Origin of the sequence: Streptomyces sp. SDT5-1 (assembly GCF_052245995.1) — a bacterium.
GTDB lineage: Bacteria > Actinomycetota > Actinomycetes > Streptomycetales > Streptomycetaceae > Streptomyces.
In genome coordinates this window covers 721,361-737,470 of record NZ_CM125963.1, presented here as the reverse complement: position 1 = coordinate 737,470, position 16,110 = coordinate 721,361, and the positions used below count along the sequence as shown (strand labels likewise).

Here is a 16,110-nt window from a genome sequence, read left to right as displayed (position 1 = left end):
CATGAGCCGTGTCGTACGGGACTTCGAGGCGGCGGGCATCGTCCAGGGCGTGGGCTTTCGCCCGTTCGTGCACCGCACCGCGACCGCCCTCGGCCTCGACGGCTGGGTCGCGAACGTGGACGGACACGTGGCGGGCACGGTCGCCGGGGCGCCCGGCGCCGTCGAGGAGTTCGGCCGCCGCCTCGCGCACGCGGCGCCGCCGCTGGCCCGGGTCAGGTCGGTGCGGATGTCCGACGCGGGCGCCGCGGGCCCGGATCCCGGCAGCGGGTTCGCCGTGCGGGCCACCGGGCCGTTTCCGGCCGAGGTCCGCACGGCCGCCCGCGAGATCCCGCCCGACGCGGCGATCTGCGACGCCTGCCTGGCCGAGCTGTTCGCCCCGCGGGATCGCCGGTACCGCTACCCGTTCATCAACTGCACCGACTGCGGCCCGCGCGCCACGATCATCGAAGCCCTGCCCTACGACCGGGTACGGACCACGATGCGCCGCTTTCCGATGTGCCGGGCCTGCGCCGCCCAGTACGCGGACCCGCGGGACCGGCGCTTCCACGCCGAGCCGATCGCCTGCCCCGACTGCGGCCCCACCCTGGCCTGGGACTCCCTGCGCGGCGAGGCGGCGCTGAGCGCGGCCGTCGAGACGGTCGTGGCGGGCGGCATCGTCGCGGTGAAGGGGCTCGGCGGCTACCAACTCGTCTGTGACGCCACCGACGCGACGGCGCTCGCCGTTCTGCGCCGGCGCAAGCGCAGGCCCGCCAAACCGTTCGCCGTGATGGTGCGCGACCTGGACGAGGCCGGGCGGCTCGCCCGCGTCGGGGCGTCCGCGCGCGCGGCGCTCACCTCCGCCGTGCGGCCCGTCCTACTGCTGACCGCGGGCCGCGTCCGGCTGCCGCGCGCGGTCCACCCGGGCACGGACCGGATCGGGATCTTCCTGCCGACCACGGGGCTGCACCATCTCCTGCTGCGCGCGTGCGCGCGGCCCCTCGTGGTCACCAGCGGGAACGGCGCCGACGAACCGATCGCCACGGACGACGCGGCGGCCCGCGTGTCCCTCGGCGCAATCGCCGACGGCTTCCTGAGCCACGACCGGCCGGTGCACGCCCGCTACGACGACTCGGTGCTCCAGCTGTCGGGGCGCGGCGTGCTCACGGTACGGCGGGCCCGGGGCCTCGCCCCCGCGCCGCTGCGGCTGCCCCGGCGGGCGCCGCTCCCCTTGATCGGCGTCGGAGCCCAGCTCAAGCACACCTTCACGCTCGGCGAGGGCGACCGGGCCCATCTCTCGGCGCACATCGGGGACTTGGCGGGCCCCGCCACCCACGACGCCTTCGAGGAAACGTACCGGGCCCTCGGGGAGCTGACGGGCGTCGTACCGCGCGTCGTCGCCCACGACCCGCACCCCGGATACCTGTCCACCCAGTGGGCCAGGGCGAGAGGGCTGCCGCTCGTCCCCGTCCAGCACCACCACGCGCACCTCGCCGCCTGCGCGGCCGAGCACGGGCTGACACGGCCGTTCACCGGGGTCGCCTACGACGGCCTCGGACTCGGCGACGACGGCACCCTGTGGGGCGGCGAGATCATGGTCGCCGATCTGACCGCGTACCGCCGGGTGGGCCGTTTCGGCACCGCGCCGCTGCCCGGCGGCGACGCGGCCGTGCGCCACCCGTGGCGTACCGCCCTCGGATATCTGTACGGCGCCGAACCGCTCGGATCGCCGGGCCCCGCCCCGGAACTGGCCGACACGTTCACCGCGCGCCTCCCGCCGGACGGCGCGGCCACCGTGCGCACCATGGTCGAGCGGCGCTTCAACTGCCCCCGTGCCTCCAGCGCGGGCCGCCTCTTCGACGCGGCCGCGAGCCTGCTCGGGCTCGTCGACAGCGTCACCTACGAGGGCGAGGCCGCCGTCGCGCTGGAGGCGGCGGCCGCGCGCCGCCGCGCAGCGCCGCTCGCCCACCGGATCGTGCGGGACCGCGGTCTGTGGGTGTACGACCCCCAGCCCACCCTCGCCGACCTGCTGTCCCGCCGCGCGGACGGCGAACACGTGGCCGCGCTGGCCGCCGCCTTCCACACCACCCTCGCCGCGGCCACCGCCGAACTCGTCGGCAGGGCCGTGGAGTCGGGCGCCCCGCGCACGGTCTGCCTCGCCGGCGGCTGCTTCGTCAACCGGCGCCTGCTCGCCGACGTGCGGCGCCTGCTGCGCGCCCAGGGACTGCGGGTCCTCGTGGGCCGTGAGGTGCCGGTCGGGGACGGCGGCATCAGCTACGGACAGGCGGCCGTGGCCGCCGCCCGACTCGCGCGGACGAAGGAGTGAGCGCCTCATGTGCCTGGGAATCCCCGGACGGATCGAGGAGACGCACGACAGCGCTGGACTGCCCATGGCGACGGTCGACTTCGGTGGTGTGCGCCGCGAGGTGTGCCTGGCGTACACGCCGCTGGCGCGCACCGGCACCTACGTCATCGTGCACGTCGGCTTCGCCATCACCACCGTCGACGAGGCGGAGGCGCGGCGCACGCTCGACGTGCTGCGCGCGATGGACGGCGCCGTCGAGGGAGAACTGGGTGAGGCACTGCCCGCCGCCGGGACGGAGGCCGTGAGTAGGGCCGGACGGCCCCATGGGGATGCCCGCCCGGCACCTGGGGAGCCCGGCGCGGGCGCCGGAGTCTGAAGGTGACCGGTGGCCGACTCCGCGCCGGTCGCCGACGGACAGGGGAGAGACCGTGGCCGAGACACACGCACTGCTCACCGACGGTACGACCGTCCGCATCCGCCCGGCCCGGGGCTCGGACCACGACGCGGTGCAAGGGCTGTACGAGGAGATGTCGGCGGACAATCTGCGGCTGCGGTTCTTCGGCCTGAGCCGGAACTCCGCCCGCCGGGCAGCGGACCGCATGTGCGGGCCCGACCGCCCGCCGGGACACCGCGGGCTCCTCGCCGAAGTGCACGAACAGCTGGTGGGTGTCGCCGAGTACGAGCGCACCCCGGACGACGATCTCGCGGAGATCGCGCTCGCGGTGTCGGACGCCTGGCACCACCGGGGCGTCGGCACACTGCTGCTGGAACACCTGATCTCCGCCGCACGCGACGAGGGCATCACCGCCGTCACCGCGGACGCGCTCTCGGAGAACCACGAGATGCTCAAGGTCTTCGCCGACCTGGGCCTGCGCACCGCCCGCCGGTTCGACGGCCCCGAAGTGCACTGCACCATCCAACTCGGTCAGGACGAAGGGTACTTGACGACGGTGGAGGAGCGCGGGCGCGCCGCGGACGTCGCCAGCCTCGTCCCCCTGCTGCGGCCCCGCTCCGTGGCGGTCGTCGGCGCCGGCCGCAAACCCGGCTCCGTCGGCAGGGCGATCCTGCGCAACCTGTGCTCCGGCGGATACACAGGGCGCGTCCACGTCGTCCATCCGCGTGCCGCCAGCATCCTCGGGATGCGTACGAGCCCCTCCGTGTCCGCTCTGCCCGACCCGCCGGACCTCGTCGTCGTGGCGGTTCCGGCCGCCGAGGTCGGGCCCGTGGCCGAGGACTGCGGCAAGGCGGGCGTGCGCGCCCTCCTGGTCGTCACCGCGGGACTCGACGCAGTACAGGCCGCGTCCCTGCTCGCGACGTGCCGCGCCCACGGCATGCGGTGCGTGGGGCCCAACTGCCTCGGGCTCGCCAACACCGAGCCGGGCGTGGCCCTCGACGCCACCTTCGCGGCGAGTCATCCGCGCCCCGGCACCGCCGGTGCCGCCGTGCAGTCCGGAGGCGTCGGCATCGCGCTCCTCGGCGGCCTGGAACGCCTCGGCATCGGTGTCTCCAGTTTCGTGTCCCTCGGCGACAAGTACGACGTCAGCGGCAACGACCTCCTGCAGTGGTGGGAGAGCGACGACCGCACCGACCTCGCCCTGCTGCACCTGGAGTCCTTCGGGAACCCGCGGGCGTTCTCCCGCACCGCCCGCCGGATCACCCGGCGGATGCCCCTGCTGACCGTGGACGCGGGACGCACCGAGGCCGGTCGGCGCGCGGCCGCCTCGCACACGGCCGCTGCGGCCACCCGCACCATGACCCGCGAAGCCCTGTTCACCCAGGCCGGCATCACGGCGACCCGCACCATTCGTGAACTCCTCGACACCGCGGCCCTGTTGCACGCGCAACCACTGCCCACCGGCGCCCGGGTGGCCGTCGTCACCAACGCGGGCGGCGCCGGGGTGCTGGCCGCCGACGCCTGCGCCGAGGCCGGACTCGTCCTGCCGGAGCTTCCCGCCGAACTCGCGGGGGAGCTCCTGGACGTCCTGCCGTCCGGCGCGGGCGCCACCAACCCGATCGACGCCACGGCCGCCGTGTCGGAGGACGAGCTGCGCGCCTGCCTCGACCGGCTCGCCGCCACCGGCTCCGTCGACGCGGTCCTCGTGGCCCTGGTGCCCACGGCCGTGGCCGCCGCGACAGGCGACGACCTCGTACGATCCCTGGCCCCCGCACCCGGCACCCGACCCCGCGGCGCGCCCCGCACGACCGCCGCCGTCCTCCTCGACCAGGACGTCCCCGTACGCCTGCTGCCCTCCGGCGAAGGGCACGTCCCCGCGTACGCGGACCCGCAGTCCGCGGCACGGGCCCTCGCACACGGCGTGGCCCGCGCCCGCTGGCTTGCCCGGCCGCCCGGCACCGTTCCCGAAGTCGCCGGCACCGAGCGGGCCCGCGCCGAGGAGGTCGTCGCCCGCCACCTCGCCGAGCACCCGGAAGGCGGCTGGCTCGACCCTCGCACCTGCGCCGAACTGCTCGGCTGCTACGGCATCCCGCAACTGCCCTGGGCGTGGGCGGAGACGGAGGAGGAGGCCGTGCTCGCCGCCGAACGCGTCAAGGGCCCCGGAGGCCTCGTCGTGCTCAAGGCCCACTGGCCGGGACTGCTGCACAAGGCCCACGAGCACGCCATCCACCTCGACCTGCGCGGGGACACACAGGTCCGCGCGGCCTGGCGGGACCTGGAGACCCGGTTCGCCGGGCTCATGACCGGCGCCGTGGTGCAACCGCTCGCCGAGCGCGGCACCGAGCTGTTCGCCGGAGTGGTCCAGGACGCCGTCTTCGGCCCACTGGTCCTCTTCGGCCTCGGCGGCACGGCCACCGACGTCCTCGCCGACCACGCCGCCCGCCTCGCCCCACTGACCGACCACGACGTCCACGACCTGATCACCGCTCCGCGCTGCGCCCCGCTGCTCTTCGGGCGCGGCGGCGCGGGGCCGGTCGACCTGGAGGGCCTGGAGCAGCTCCTGCTGCGCCTGTCCACCTTGGCGGGCGACCTTCCGCAGCTGGCCGAGGCCGACCTCAACCCGGTCCTCGCCACGGCCGACGGTGTGACGGCCCTCGACGCACGGGTGCGTCTGACGCCGGCCCGCGCCCGGGACCCGTATCTGCGCCGGCTGCGCTGACCGGGTCCGCCACCCGCACGCAGTGAGAAGGAGACAAGACCATGAAGCACAGCAAGGTCGGTTCCGTCATGGTGAGTGATGTGATCCGGGCCGAGTACGGCACCTCGTTCAAGGAGGTGGCGCGTCTGCTGCACCGGCATCGCATCAGCGGACTGCCGGTCGTCGACGAGGAGACCCACGTCATCGGGGTGATCTCGGAGACCGACCTCCTGACCCGGCAGGCGCAGCCGGACGAACGCCCGTACGGCGGCCGTGGGCGCCGCTTCAGGCTGCCCGCGCTCAGCCGCTCCGCCCGCGTCGAGGCGCAGAAGGCGAGGGCGCGCACGGCAGGTCAGTTGATGTCCCAGCCGCCCGTCACGGTGCATGCAGAGGACACCATCGCCGAGGCCGCCCGCACCATGGCCCACCACAAGGTGGAGCGGCTGCCCGTGGTCGACGAGGAGGAACGGCTCGTCGGCATCGTCACCCGCCGTGATCTGCTGCAGACGTTCCTGCGGACCGACGCCGAGATCCGTCGCGAGGTGATCGACGAAGTGCTCGTGCGCAGCCTGTGGCTGGCCCCGCAGACCCTCTCCGTCCAGGTGCACGAGGGCGTGGTCACGCTCTCCGGCCAGGTGGAGCGGATCAGCGAGAAGGAGATCGCGGCCCGGATGACCGGACACATCGACGGAGTGGTCGGCGTGGTGGACAAGCTGACGTACCGCCTCGACGACTCGCACCTGAGGCCGGACAGCGACGCCCTGCACGGCGTCGCGGACGACTGGCTGCGCAAACTCTGAAGGGGAGGAAGGACCATGCCGGACACGAGCCCCCGCGTGCTGATCGTCCACGCGACGAAGAACGGCTCCACCGCCGAGATCGCCGAACACATCGGTGAGGTGCTGACGAAGGCGGCCTGCGCCGTCACGGTCCGTCCGGCGAGCGACACCCGGACACGGGTCGACGACCACGACGCGGTGGTCATCGGCGGCGGCCTGTACGCGGGGCGTTGGCACCGGAACGCCCGCGGTTTCGCGCGCCGCAACGCGCGTGCCCTGCGCGGAATGCCCGTGTGGCTGTTCAGCAGCGGCCCGCTGGACGCCTCGGCGGCGGAGCGCGACATCCCGCCGGTGCCCGGCGTGCGCAGGATCGCGGACCGCATCGACGCGCGCGGCCACATCACCTTCGGCGGCCGCCTCGACGAGAACGCCCGCGGACGCATGGCCCGGATGATCGTCAACTCCGGCAAGGGCGGCGACTTCCGGGACTTCGCGCAGATCACGGCGTGGGCGGAGGGCATCGCCCGCGAACTCCGCTCGGACGGGCGGACCGGAAGGGCCGGGCAGGGCTTTTGACAGGGACTTTCGGCCCAGGACAAGGGCCCGCGCGCGGAGGAGTCTGTTGGTGAGGGGCCCCGGGGCTTCGCCCCCGAGGCCCGCAGGGAGGAGGCACGACATGTTCGCCATGTTGCTTCTGCTCGGAGCGGTGGTCCTCGGCGCCGGCCTGGTGTTCGGCTTCCACGCCTCGGTGCTCGGCCTGGTCCTGATGGCGGGCGGAATCGCAGGACTGAGCACCCTCACGGGGCTGCGCCGACTGCCGGGCGAGAGCGAACGGGTCGTCGAGGAACGGCACTACATCGGCGGCCGCTCCGACTCCGGCCGGCACGAGCGCCACTGGCGGTGACCTGGAAACCGGCAACCCGACGAAGGAGGCGGCCATGGAGGCCATCGGAACCACGGCGATCCTGGACCGGAGCGGGCTCGACGCCCTGATCACGGCCCTGGCGGCCGAGGGCCGCACCGTCGTGGGACCGACCGTGCGCGACGGCGCCGTGGTGCTCGCCGAGCTGGAGGGGGCCGAGTCGCTGCCGTGGGGGTGGGGCACCGAACTGGACGCCGGACACTACCGGTTGGTGCGCCGCGCGGACGCCGCCGTCTTCGCGCACACCTCGGGCCCCCAGTCCTGGAAGTCCTTCCTCCACCCGCAGCGCGAGAAGGTGTGGGACGCGGACCGCGACCCCGGCGGCGGGCTGGCCGTCCGACCCTCGACGGCCGAGCGGCCCACCTACGCCTTTCTCGGCGTGCGCCCCTGCGACCTGCGGGCCATCGCCATCCAGGACCGGGTCCTGGCCGGCGGCCGCTTCAAGGACGACGGCTACGCCGAGCGGCGGCGGAAGGCGTTCCTCGTCGCCGTCGACTGCACCGAACCCGGTGAGACCTGCTTCTGCGTGTCCATGGGGAGCGGCCCCGGCGCGGACGCCGGCTACGACCTCGCGCTGACCGAACTCGTCGACGCCGACCGGCACCGCTTCCTCGTCCGCGTCGGAACCACGGACGGCGCCCGGCTCCTGCAACAGGTGCCGCACACCCCGGGCGACCCCGTGTCGGCCGACACCGCCCGCGCCGCCGTCGACTCCGCCCGCGACCGGATGGGCCGGGCCATGCCCCCGGTCGACCTGCGGGCGCTGCTCGGCGCGAAGCCCGACGCCGACCGCTGGGACGACGTGGCCGCGCGCTGTCTGACCTGCGGGAACTGCACCATGGTCTGCCCGACCTGCTTCTGCACCACCACGGAGGAGGTCACCGACCTCACCGGCGACCACGCCGAGCGGTGGCAGCGCTGGGACTCCTGCTTCGACCTCGACTTCACCCGGCTGCACGGCGGCCCGGTCCGCGCGACACCGCGCAGCCGCTACCGGCAGTGGCTCACCCACAAACTCTCCACCTGGCACGACCAGTTCGACTCCACCGGCTGTGTGGGCTGCGGGCGCTGCATCACCTGGTGCCCCGTCGGCATCGACATCACCGAGGAAGTCGCGGCCATCGCAGAGGAGGCCCCACGATGATCGCCACAACGACACCCCGCATGGTCCAGGCACTGTCCGGGATCCACCGTACCCGCCTCATGGAGCTGGCCCGACCGGTCAACTTCCCCCAGGGAGCCCGGATTCTCGAGGAGGGCGCGCACGCCGAACACTTCTGGATCATCCGCACCGGCACCGTCGCCCTCGACATGCACGTCCCCGGCCGCCGTCCGGCCGTCATCGAAAGCCTCGGCTTCGGTGAACTCGTCGGCTGGTCCTGGCTGTTCGACCCGTACGTGTGGCAGCTGGGCGCCGAGACCATGAGCCCGGTACGCGCCTACGAGTTCGATGCCGCGAAGGTGCGGGAACTGTGCGCCGACGACGCGGACTTCGGCAGGGACGTCGAGCACTGGGTCGGCGAGGTCCTCGCCCACCGGCTCCTCGCCGCGCGCACCCGCCTCCTCGACCTGTACGCCCCGCACGGCAGCGGACTGCCCCGATGAGCGCCGCCCCCACCCCGTACCGGGTCGTCGAACGGTGGGACGAGACACCGGACACGGTCACGCTGCGCCTCGCCCCGGTGGACGCGCCGCTCACGCGCTTCTCACCGGGCCAGTTCGCCATGGTGTACGCGTTCGGGGTGGGGGAGATACCGGTGTCGGTCAGCGGGATCGAGACCGCGGGCCACGGCCTGGCCCACACCATCCGCGCGGTCGGTGCCGTGTCCACCGCACTGTGCGGCGAGCGGGTCGGCGACACGGTGGGGCTGCGCGGTCCCTTCGGCACGTCGTGGGAGGTGGAGAAGGCGCTCGGCCAGGACCTCGTGGTGATCGCCGGAGGCATCGGTCTCGCGCCACTGCGGCCGCTGATCCGGCACGCCGTCGCCGACCCGGGCGCGTACGGACGCACCAATGTGCTCATCGGCGCCCGCACCCCCTCCGACCTCATCTGCCGTACGGAGACGGGGGAGTGGGACACGGCGTACACCGGGGTCACCGTCGACCACCCCGACGCCGCATGGCGTGGCGAGATCGGCCTGGTCACACGGCTCCTGGACGGTGCGCGCTTCGACCCGGGACAGACCACGGCGTTCGTGTGCGGTCCCGAGCCGATGATCAGGGCCACCGCACGCGACCTGGTGCATCGGGGTGTGCCGCCCGACCGGATCCGGGTCTCCCTGGAGCGCAACATGCGCTGCGCCACCGGCCACTGCGGGCACTGCCAGCTGGGACCCGTGCTGCTGTGCCGCGACGGCCCGGTCCTCGGCCACGACCGGGCAGCGCCCCTCATGGCCGTCAGGGAGCTGTGACGACGATGACCGAGAACCCGACGCTCGCCGTGTTCAAGCTGGCCTCCTGCGACGGCTGCCAACTCACCCTCCTGGACTGCGAGGACGAACTGCTCGCGCTCGCGGGCAGGCTCCGCGTCGCACACTTCCTCGAGGCGTCCGGCGAGGTGCTGCCCGGCCCCTACGACCTCACGCTCGTCGAGGGCTCGATCACGACCGCCGCCGACGCCGCCCGCATCCGGGACATCAGGGCCGCCTCCCGCCACCTCGTCACCATCGGAGCCTGCGCGACCGCCGGCGGCATCCAGGCGCTGCGCGACTTCGCCGACGTCGAGGAGTTCCGCCGCACCGTCTACGCCCGTCCCGACTACATCGACACGCTCGCGACCTCCACCCCGGTCTCCGCCCATGTGGACGTCGACTTCGAACTGCGCGGCTGCCCCATCGACCGGCGCCAGCTCATCGAGGTCGTCACGGCGTTCCTGGCCGGCCGCAAGCCCGACGTCCCCGACCACAGCGTGTGCTTCGAGTGCAAGCGGCGCGGCACGGTGTGCGTCACCGTCGCCCACGGCACGCCCTGCCTCGGCCCGGTCACCCACGCCGGCTGCGGCGCCATCTGCCCCGCGTACGGGCGCGGCTGCTACGGCTGCTTCGGCCCGTCGGGATCGGTGAACCTGCCCGCGCTCGTCCCCATGCTCCACCGCGACGGTCTCGACGCACGGGACACGGAGCGCTTCCTGCGCACCTTCAACGCCACCGCGTTCGCCGCCTGCGACAAGGAGCCCGAGCCGTGACCCACCGTGGAACCCGCGTGCTGCACGTCGGCTCCCTCGCCCGTGTGGAGGGGGAAGGCGCCCTGCGCCTCACGGTGGCGGGCGAGTCCGTCACTGCGGCCCGGCTGCAGATCTACGAGCCACCGCGCTTCTTCGAGGCGTTCCTGCGCGGTCGCGCCCACACCGAGCCGCCCGACATCACCGCCCGGGTGTGCGGCATCTGCCCGGTCGCGTACCAGATGAGCGCCTGCGCGGCCATCGAGGACGCCTGTGGTGTCGAAGTACCGCCGACGATAAGGACGTTGAGGCGGCTGCTGTACTGCGGGGAGTGGATCGAGAGCCAGACGCTGCACATCTACCTCCTGCACGCCCCCGACTTCCTGGGCCGCGACGGAGCCATCGACCTGGCCCGCACCCACCGCCGCGACGTCGAGCGCGGACTGCGCCTGAAACAGGCGGGGAACGCCCTCCTGGAGCTGCTCGGCGGCCGCGCCATCCATCCCGTCAACGTCCGCGTCGGCGGCTTCCACCGCGCGCCGACCAGGGCCGAACTGCGCCCGCTCGCCGAACGGCTCCGCCGGGCCCTCGACGACGCATGGGCCACCGTGCGGTGGGTGTCCGGCTTCGACTTCCCCGACGCGGAGAGTCCCTACGACTTCCTGGCCCTCGCCGAACCCGACCGGTACGCGATCGACACCGGCACGCCCACGGTCCTGCGGTCGGACACGCGCACCACCCGGCGGTTCGCCCTCGCGGACTTCACCCGCGAGGTCGTCGAGTCCCAGGTCCCGCACTCCACCGCCCTGCACGCCACACTGCGAGGACGGCGCCACCTCACCGGATCCCTCGCGCGATACGCGATCAACGGCGGGCTCCTGTCCGCCACCGCGCTGGAAGCGGCGCGGGAGGCCGGACTCGGGGACCCGCGCACGGCGGAGGCGTGCCGCAACCCGTTCCGCAGCATCCTCGTCCGGGCCGTCGAGGTCGTGTACGCCGTCGAGGAGGCGCTGCGCATCATCGACTCCTACGAGCCGCCCCCGCGCCCGTGCGTCGAGGTGCCGCCGTGCGCGGGTACCGGCCACGGCGCCACCGAGGCACCCCGCGGGCTGCTCTACCACCGCTACGTGCTCGACGCGGAGGGGACCGTCACCGACGCCCGCCTCGTCCCGCCCACCTCCCAGAACCAGGGAGCCATCGAGGAGGACCTGCGCCGCATCGCCGAGGACGCGCTCGTGCGAACCGACTGCGACGACGCCGAGTTGACGCACCTGTGCGAACGCGCCATCCGCAACCACGACCCGTGCATCTCCTGCTCCACCCACTTCCTCGATCTCACCGTCGACCGTGCGCCCGTCCCATAGGAGGCCCCCATGAACGACAGCCCGCACATCGTCAGCGACGTGATGACCCACACCGTGGTCGCGGTCGGGCGCGACGCCCCCTTCAAGGAGGTCGTCGAGCTGATGGAGGAGTGGAAGGTCAGCGCCGTCCCCGTCCTGGAGGGCGAGAGCCGCGTCGTCGGCGTCGTCTCCGAGGCGGACCTGCTGCCCAAGGAGGAGTTCCGCGACGCCGATCCCAGCCGGTACGACCAACTGCGCCGGCTGTCCGACCTGGCCAAGGCGGGAGCCGTGAGCGCGGGCGAACTCATGAGCAGCCCCGCCGTCTGCGTCCAGGCCACCGCCACCCTCGCCGAGGCCGCCCGCATCATGGCCCACCGCAAGGTCAAGCGGCTGCCGGTCGTCAACGCGGAGGGCATGCTCGAAGGCGTCGTCAGCCGTTCCGACCTGCTGAAGGTGTTCCTGCGCAGCGACTCCGACATCGAGGAGGAGGTGCGGCGCACCGTCGCCGCCTACCTCTTCCCCGGCCAGCAGGTCACCGTCGCGGTCACCGAGGGCGTCGTCACCTTCGGCGGCACGCTGACCAACCGCAACCTGGTGCCCGTGGCCGCCCGGCTCGCCCGGGCCGTGGAGGGCGTCGTCGACATCCGCATGGACTTCACCGACACGGCCCCGAAGCCGCGATGAAGTACCTGGACGAATACCGCGATCCCGAACTGGCCCGACGCCTGCTCGCCGAGCTGACGGCCACCGCGACCCGGCCCTGGCGGATCATGGAGGTGTGCGGCGGACAGACCCACACCCTCGTCCGCCAGGGCATCGACGAGCTGCTGCCCGCGGGCATCCGCATGATCCACGGGCCGGGCTGCCCGGTCTGTGTCACCCCCCTGGAGACCCTGGACCGGGCCATGGCGATCGCCGCCCGCCCCGGCGTCGTGTTCACCAGCTTCGGCGACATGCTGCGCGTACCCGGCTCGACCACCGACCTGCTGTCGCTGCGGGCCCGCGGCGCCGACGTGCGCGTCGTCTACAGCCCCATGGACGCGGTCCGCCTCGCCGCGCGCCACCCCGACAGGGACGTGGTGTTCCTCGCCGTCGGCTTCGAGACCACCGCGCCCGCCAACGCCATGGCAGTTCTCCAGGCCGAGCGGCTCGCCCTGCCGAACTTCTCCCTCCTGGTCAGCCACGTCCTCGTACCGCCCGCCATGACCGCCCTGCTCGACGACCCGGACTGCGAGGTGCAGGCGTTCCTCGCCGCGGGACACGTCTGCGCGGTCATGGGCTGGCGCGCGTACGAACCGATCGCCGCACGCTACGAGGTGCCCGTCGTGGTCACCGGATTCGAACCGCTCGACCTGCTGGAAGGCGTCCTCATGGCCGTGCGGCAGCTGGAGGACGGGCGGTACGCCGTCGAGAACCAGTACGCGCGCGCTGTACGCCGCGACGGCAACCCGGCGGCCCAGCAGGCGCTCGCCCGCGTCTTCAGCGTCGCCGACCGCGCCTGGCGCGGCATCGGCACCCTGCCCGACAGCGGACTGGAACTCGCCCCGGACTACCAGCGGTTCGACGCCTCCCGCCGGTTCGACGTCGCGGACCTGCACCCCGCCGAGGACCCCGTCTGCATCGCGGGCTCCGTCCTGACCGGCGCCGCGCTGCCCACCGACTGCCCCGCATACGGCACCCGCTGCACACCCCGCACGCCGCTCGGCGCCCCGATGGTGTCCACGGAAGGCACCTGCGCCGCCTTCCACACCGCCGGACGCGTCCGGAGCGAGCCCGCCACGAGGAGCGCCCCATGACCATGGCCTGCCCCAGCCCGCACCACGACGACGAGACACTGCTGCTCGGCCACGGGGCCGGCGGCCGGCTGACCGCCGAACTCCTCGACGACGTGGTGCTGCCGGCCCTCGGCGCTCCTCAGGGCGGCGTGCTCGAGGACGCCGCCCTCCTGCCGGGAGAGGGCGAACTCGTCGTGTCCACGGACGGGTTCGTCGTCGATCCGCTGTTCTTCCCCGGCGGCGACATCGGCTCGCTCGCCGTCCACGGCACCGTCAACGACCTCGCCATGCGCGGCGCCCTGCCGATCGCCCTCGCCCTCGCGGTCATCGCCGAGGAGGGACTGCCGCTGGCCGAGCTGCGGGCCGCGCTGCAGTCCGCGGGGAAGGCGGCACGCGACATCGGCGTCCCGGTGATCACAGGTGACACCAAGGTCGTCGGACGCGGCGCCGCGGACCGCCTCTTCCTCACCACGACCGGTGTCGGCCGCAGGGTCCCCGGCCTCGAACCCTCCGCCGCACGCGCCAGGCCCGGGGACCGGATCCTCCTGTCGGGACCGATCGGGCTGCACGGCACGGCGGTGCTCTCCACCCGCGAGGGCTTCGGCTTCGACACGGCCATCGCCTCCGACACACGACCGCTCCACCGTCTCGTCCGCGCGCTCGAGCCCTTCGGGCCCGACGTCCACGTCCTGCGCGATCCGACGCGTGGCGGCGTCGCCGCGGTACTGAACGAGATCGCCCGGGACGCGCGGGTCGGCGTGGAGATCGAGGAGAGCGCGCTGCCGGTCCCGACCGAGGTCGGCGCCGCCTGCGACCTGCTCGGCCTCGACCCCCTGGCCGTCGCCAACGAGGGCTGCTTCGTCGCCTTCGTCGCCGGCGGCCGCGAGGGCGCCGCCCTGAAGGCACTGCGCGACCTCCCTGAGGGCCGGCACGCCACCCTCATCGGCGAGGCCGTGACGTCCTCACCGGGCCGGGTCTCCCTGCGTACCCTCGTCGGCTCACGACGCATCGTCGACCTGCCGTTGGGCGAACAACTGCCGCGCATCTGCTGACCCTTGGACGCCCGACACGCGGCTGTCACTCGGGCACGACGACGACCAGCCCGTGCGGCAGGTCCGTCAGCCCGGCCGTCGCGGGGCCGAGCCCGGCGCCGCGGCGACCGACCACGAGGAGCGGCGCGCGTTCGGACGCCGTGGCCAACGCCCGCTCGGGGGAGAGCAGCACGACATCCTCGAGGACCGGGACCTCGGGAAACCTCTCCTTCCAGGGGCGCAGCGCGTCGGACAACGACTGCACTTCCTGGTCCTCCCACGTCGCCCGGTCCGCTTCCGGAGGGAGCAGCGGACCGATCGGCACGGGCGCCTTCCACGCGCGGATCGCGCGCAGCCCGAGGCCCCGGTTCCGGGCGCGCTCGAAGGCGAACTCCAGAGCGCGCCCGGCCGGCCGCGGAGCGCCGACCCCCACGGCGATCCGGTCGGCGGCCCGGCCACCCGCCCGAGGCCGGGACGGCACGAGCGCGACGGCGACCAGCGAGCGCTCACTCAGGGCACAGGCGGTCGGCCCCAGGGGCGTCCCGTCGCCCCGCACGCCAAGAACGAGCAGCTCGGCCCCCGCAGCCTGCGCGGCGAGCGCTCCGGCAGGGACGCCGGGGACCAGGGCCGCCTCCACCTCCAAACCGGGGAAGGAGGCCAGCAGCCTCCGGGCCGCGCGGGCACTGTGATCGGCGGAATCGACAGGCCCCACATGCACCACCCGCAGCACCGCCCGCACCCGCAACGCCTCACCCGCCGCCCACTCGGCGGCGGTATCGGCGCGCGCCGTGCCATCGACACCGACCACGATGCATCCCGACGCCATGCCCGTCCCTCATTTCCTATCCGGACACCTCGGCGTGGTGGCAGACACCACAGGCGATGTGACGCGCCTGGGCATGGCTCTCACTGAGTCCCGTGCCGGCCGCGCGGTGGATGGCGCCACGGGTGACGTGCGCATGCGTGACGCAGACACCCGCGCCGCAACGCCGGCACACCGCCACTGCGGTCGCGACCTTCTCTTCCATGGCGCAGTCGTAGCAGTTCATGGCTCTCCTTCCGCTGGGACGTTGCAACTCGGCCGCGAGCGGGGCGCGCCGCGCCCCGCTCGTCCGTACGGTCAGGTCGCTTCGCGCCGCACCGGGATGGTGCGGGTGTCGGCCTTCGCGGCCTGGGCCAGCGGAACCGTCACGGTGAGGATGCCGTCCTTGTAGTCGGCCGTCGCGTCCTCCCATCGGGTTCCCGAGGGGAGGCGTACGGCCCGGGCATAGCTGCCGTACCGGAACTCCGTGTGGCGCTTCTGCGCTGTCTGCGCCGTGCGCTCCGCGTGCAGCGTGAGGATGTCACCGGTGACACTGATCTCGATGTCCTTCTCCGGGGCGAGACCGGGCAGTTCGGCGGACAGCGTGTACCCCTCGTCCGTGAGCTGCTCCTCGATGCGAATGCCGTGCAACGAGGGCGCGGCCCGGTGCGCGGGGAGGCCGCCGAGTCCCGATTCGATCCAGTCGAAGAGGTCGGGCAGCATCGGAGGCCGCCATTCCAGCATGCCGGTCATGTGGAACCTCCCATCCAGTTCAATGGATTGGCTACCTTCAGCGTCCGCCTTCTGCTTGCGCGCGCCCAGGGCTGTTCCGACCCGACCACGGGACGAACGGCCCCTACCGGAACGTCGTGGCGGCTTAGTCATTACGGGTGCCGGAGTGGCGCCCTCGCTGCTTTCATGGAGC

At 73.5% G+C, this 16,110-nt stretch carries 17 protein-coding genes; 14 read left to right on the top strand and 3 right to left on the bottom strand.

Features of this window, described 5'->3' with window-relative positions:
• Nucleotide 1: 1 nt before the first annotated feature.
• From hypF to hypE, 14 genes are all read left to right on the top strand, one after another.
• Nucleotides 2–2,302, top strand: a complete 2,301-nt coding sequence (gene hypF, locus ACTWJ8_RS03450; RefSeq protein ID WP_443262817.1) for a carbamoyltransferase HypF — start codon at nucleotides 2–4, stop codon at nucleotides 2,300–2,302.
• Nucleotides 2,303–2,309: 7 nt separating this feature from the next.
• Nucleotides 2,310–2,657, top strand: a complete 348-nt coding sequence (locus ACTWJ8_RS03445) for a HypC/HybG/HupF family hydrogenase formation chaperone (RefSeq protein WP_356379978.1) — start codon at nucleotides 2,310–2,312, stop codon at nucleotides 2,655–2,657.
• A gap of 52 nt (nucleotides 2,658–2,709) precedes the next feature.
• Nucleotides 2,710–5,394: a bifunctional acetate--CoA ligase family protein/GNAT family N-acetyltransferase gene (locus tag ACTWJ8_RS03440; RefSeq protein ID WP_443262816.1), complete on the top strand. Its 2,685-nt coding sequence runs from the start codon at nucleotides 2,710–2,712 to the stop codon at nucleotides 5,392–5,394.
• A 41-nt stretch (nucleotides 5,395–5,435) separates the two neighbouring features.
• Entirely contained in the window at nucleotides 5,436–6,173 is a 738-nt protein-coding gene (locus ACTWJ8_RS03435) for a CBS domain-containing protein (protein ID WP_356379973.1), read from the top strand.
• A gap of 15 nt (nucleotides 6,174–6,188) precedes the next feature.
• Nucleotides 6,189–6,728: a flavodoxin domain-containing protein gene (locus ACTWJ8_RS03430; protein ID WP_443262815.1), complete on the top strand. Its 540-nt coding sequence runs from the start codon at nucleotides 6,189–6,191 to the stop codon at nucleotides 6,726–6,728.
• Between the two features lie 100 nt (nucleotides 6,729–6,828).
• Nucleotides 6,829–7,056 (top strand): hypothetical protein, encoded by a 228-nt coding sequence (locus tag ACTWJ8_RS03425; protein WP_356379968.1) that lies wholly within the window; start codon nucleotides 6,829–6,831, stop codon nucleotides 7,054–7,056.
• Between the two features lie 34 nt (nucleotides 7,057–7,090).
• Nucleotides 7,091–8,218: a 4Fe-4S dicluster domain-containing protein gene (locus ACTWJ8_RS03420; RefSeq protein ID WP_443262814.1), complete on the top strand. Its 1,128-nt coding sequence runs from the start codon at nucleotides 7,091–7,093 to the stop codon at nucleotides 8,216–8,218.
• A complete protein-coding gene (locus ACTWJ8_RS03415) occupies nucleotides 8,215–8,679 on the top strand; it encodes a Crp/Fnr family transcriptional regulator (protein WP_356379962.1) in 465 nt (154 codons plus the stop codon). Before ACTWJ8_RS03420 ends, ACTWJ8_RS03415 begins: the two co-directional genes overlap by 4 nt.
• Complete coding sequence (locus ACTWJ8_RS03410; RefSeq protein WP_356379959.1) at nucleotides 8,676–9,485, top strand: FAD/NAD(P)-binding protein; 810 nt, start codon at nucleotides 8,676–8,678, stop codon at nucleotides 9,483–9,485. Before ACTWJ8_RS03415 ends, ACTWJ8_RS03410 begins: the two co-directional genes overlap by 4 nt.
• 5 nt (nucleotides 9,486–9,490) lie before the next feature.
• On the top strand, nucleotides 9,491–10,258 hold the full coding sequence (locus ACTWJ8_RS03405) for an oxidoreductase (RefSeq protein WP_443262813.1): 768 nt from the start codon (nucleotides 9,491–9,493) through the stop codon (nucleotides 10,256–10,258).
• Entirely contained in the window at nucleotides 10,255–11,598 is a 1,344-nt protein-coding gene (locus ACTWJ8_RS03400) for a Ni/Fe hydrogenase subunit alpha (protein WP_443262812.1), read from the top strand. Before ACTWJ8_RS03405 ends, ACTWJ8_RS03400 begins: the two co-directional genes overlap by 4 nt.
• Before the next feature lie 9 nt (nucleotides 11,599–11,607).
• On the top strand, nucleotides 11,608–12,261 hold the full coding sequence (locus ACTWJ8_RS03395) for a CBS domain-containing protein (protein WP_356379951.1): 654 nt from the start codon (nucleotides 11,608–11,610) through the stop codon (nucleotides 12,259–12,261).
• Nucleotides 12,258–13,373, top strand: a complete 1,116-nt coding sequence (hypD, locus tag ACTWJ8_RS03390; protein ID WP_356379948.1) for a hydrogenase formation protein HypD — start codon at nucleotides 12,258–12,260, stop codon at nucleotides 13,371–13,373. The genes ACTWJ8_RS03395 and hypD overlap by 4 nt, the downstream gene beginning before the upstream one ends.
• Nucleotides 13,370–14,404 (top strand): hydrogenase expression/formation protein HypE, encoded by a 1,035-nt coding sequence (hypE, locus tag ACTWJ8_RS03385; protein WP_356379945.1) that lies wholly within the window; start codon nucleotides 13,370–13,372, stop codon nucleotides 14,402–14,404. The genes hypD and hypE overlap by 4 nt, the downstream gene beginning before the upstream one ends.
• A gap of 25 nt (nucleotides 14,405–14,429) precedes the next feature.
• Here the strand turns inward: hypE and ACTWJ8_RS03380 are convergent, their stop codons facing one another.
• From ACTWJ8_RS03380 to ACTWJ8_RS03370, 3 genes are all read right to left on the bottom strand, one after another.
• A complete protein-coding gene (locus ACTWJ8_RS03380; protein WP_356379942.1) occupies nucleotides 14,430–15,209 on the bottom strand; it encodes a universal stress protein in 780 nt (259 codons plus the stop codon).
• Between the two features lie 16 nt (nucleotides 15,210–15,225).
• Nucleotides 15,226–15,432: a DUF2180 family protein gene (locus tag ACTWJ8_RS03375; protein ID WP_356379939.1), complete on the bottom strand. Its 207-nt coding sequence runs from the start codon at nucleotides 15,430–15,432 to the stop codon at nucleotides 15,226–15,228.
• A 71-nt stretch (nucleotides 15,433–15,503) separates the two neighbouring features.
• Nucleotides 15,504–15,938 carry an Hsp20/alpha crystallin family protein gene (locus ACTWJ8_RS03370; RefSeq protein WP_443262811.1) on the bottom strand — a complete coding sequence of 145 codons (435 nt, stop codon included), beginning with the start codon at nucleotides 15,936–15,938 and terminating at the stop codon, nucleotides 15,504–15,506.
• Between the last annotated feature and the right edge of the window lie 172 nt (nucleotides 15,939–16,110).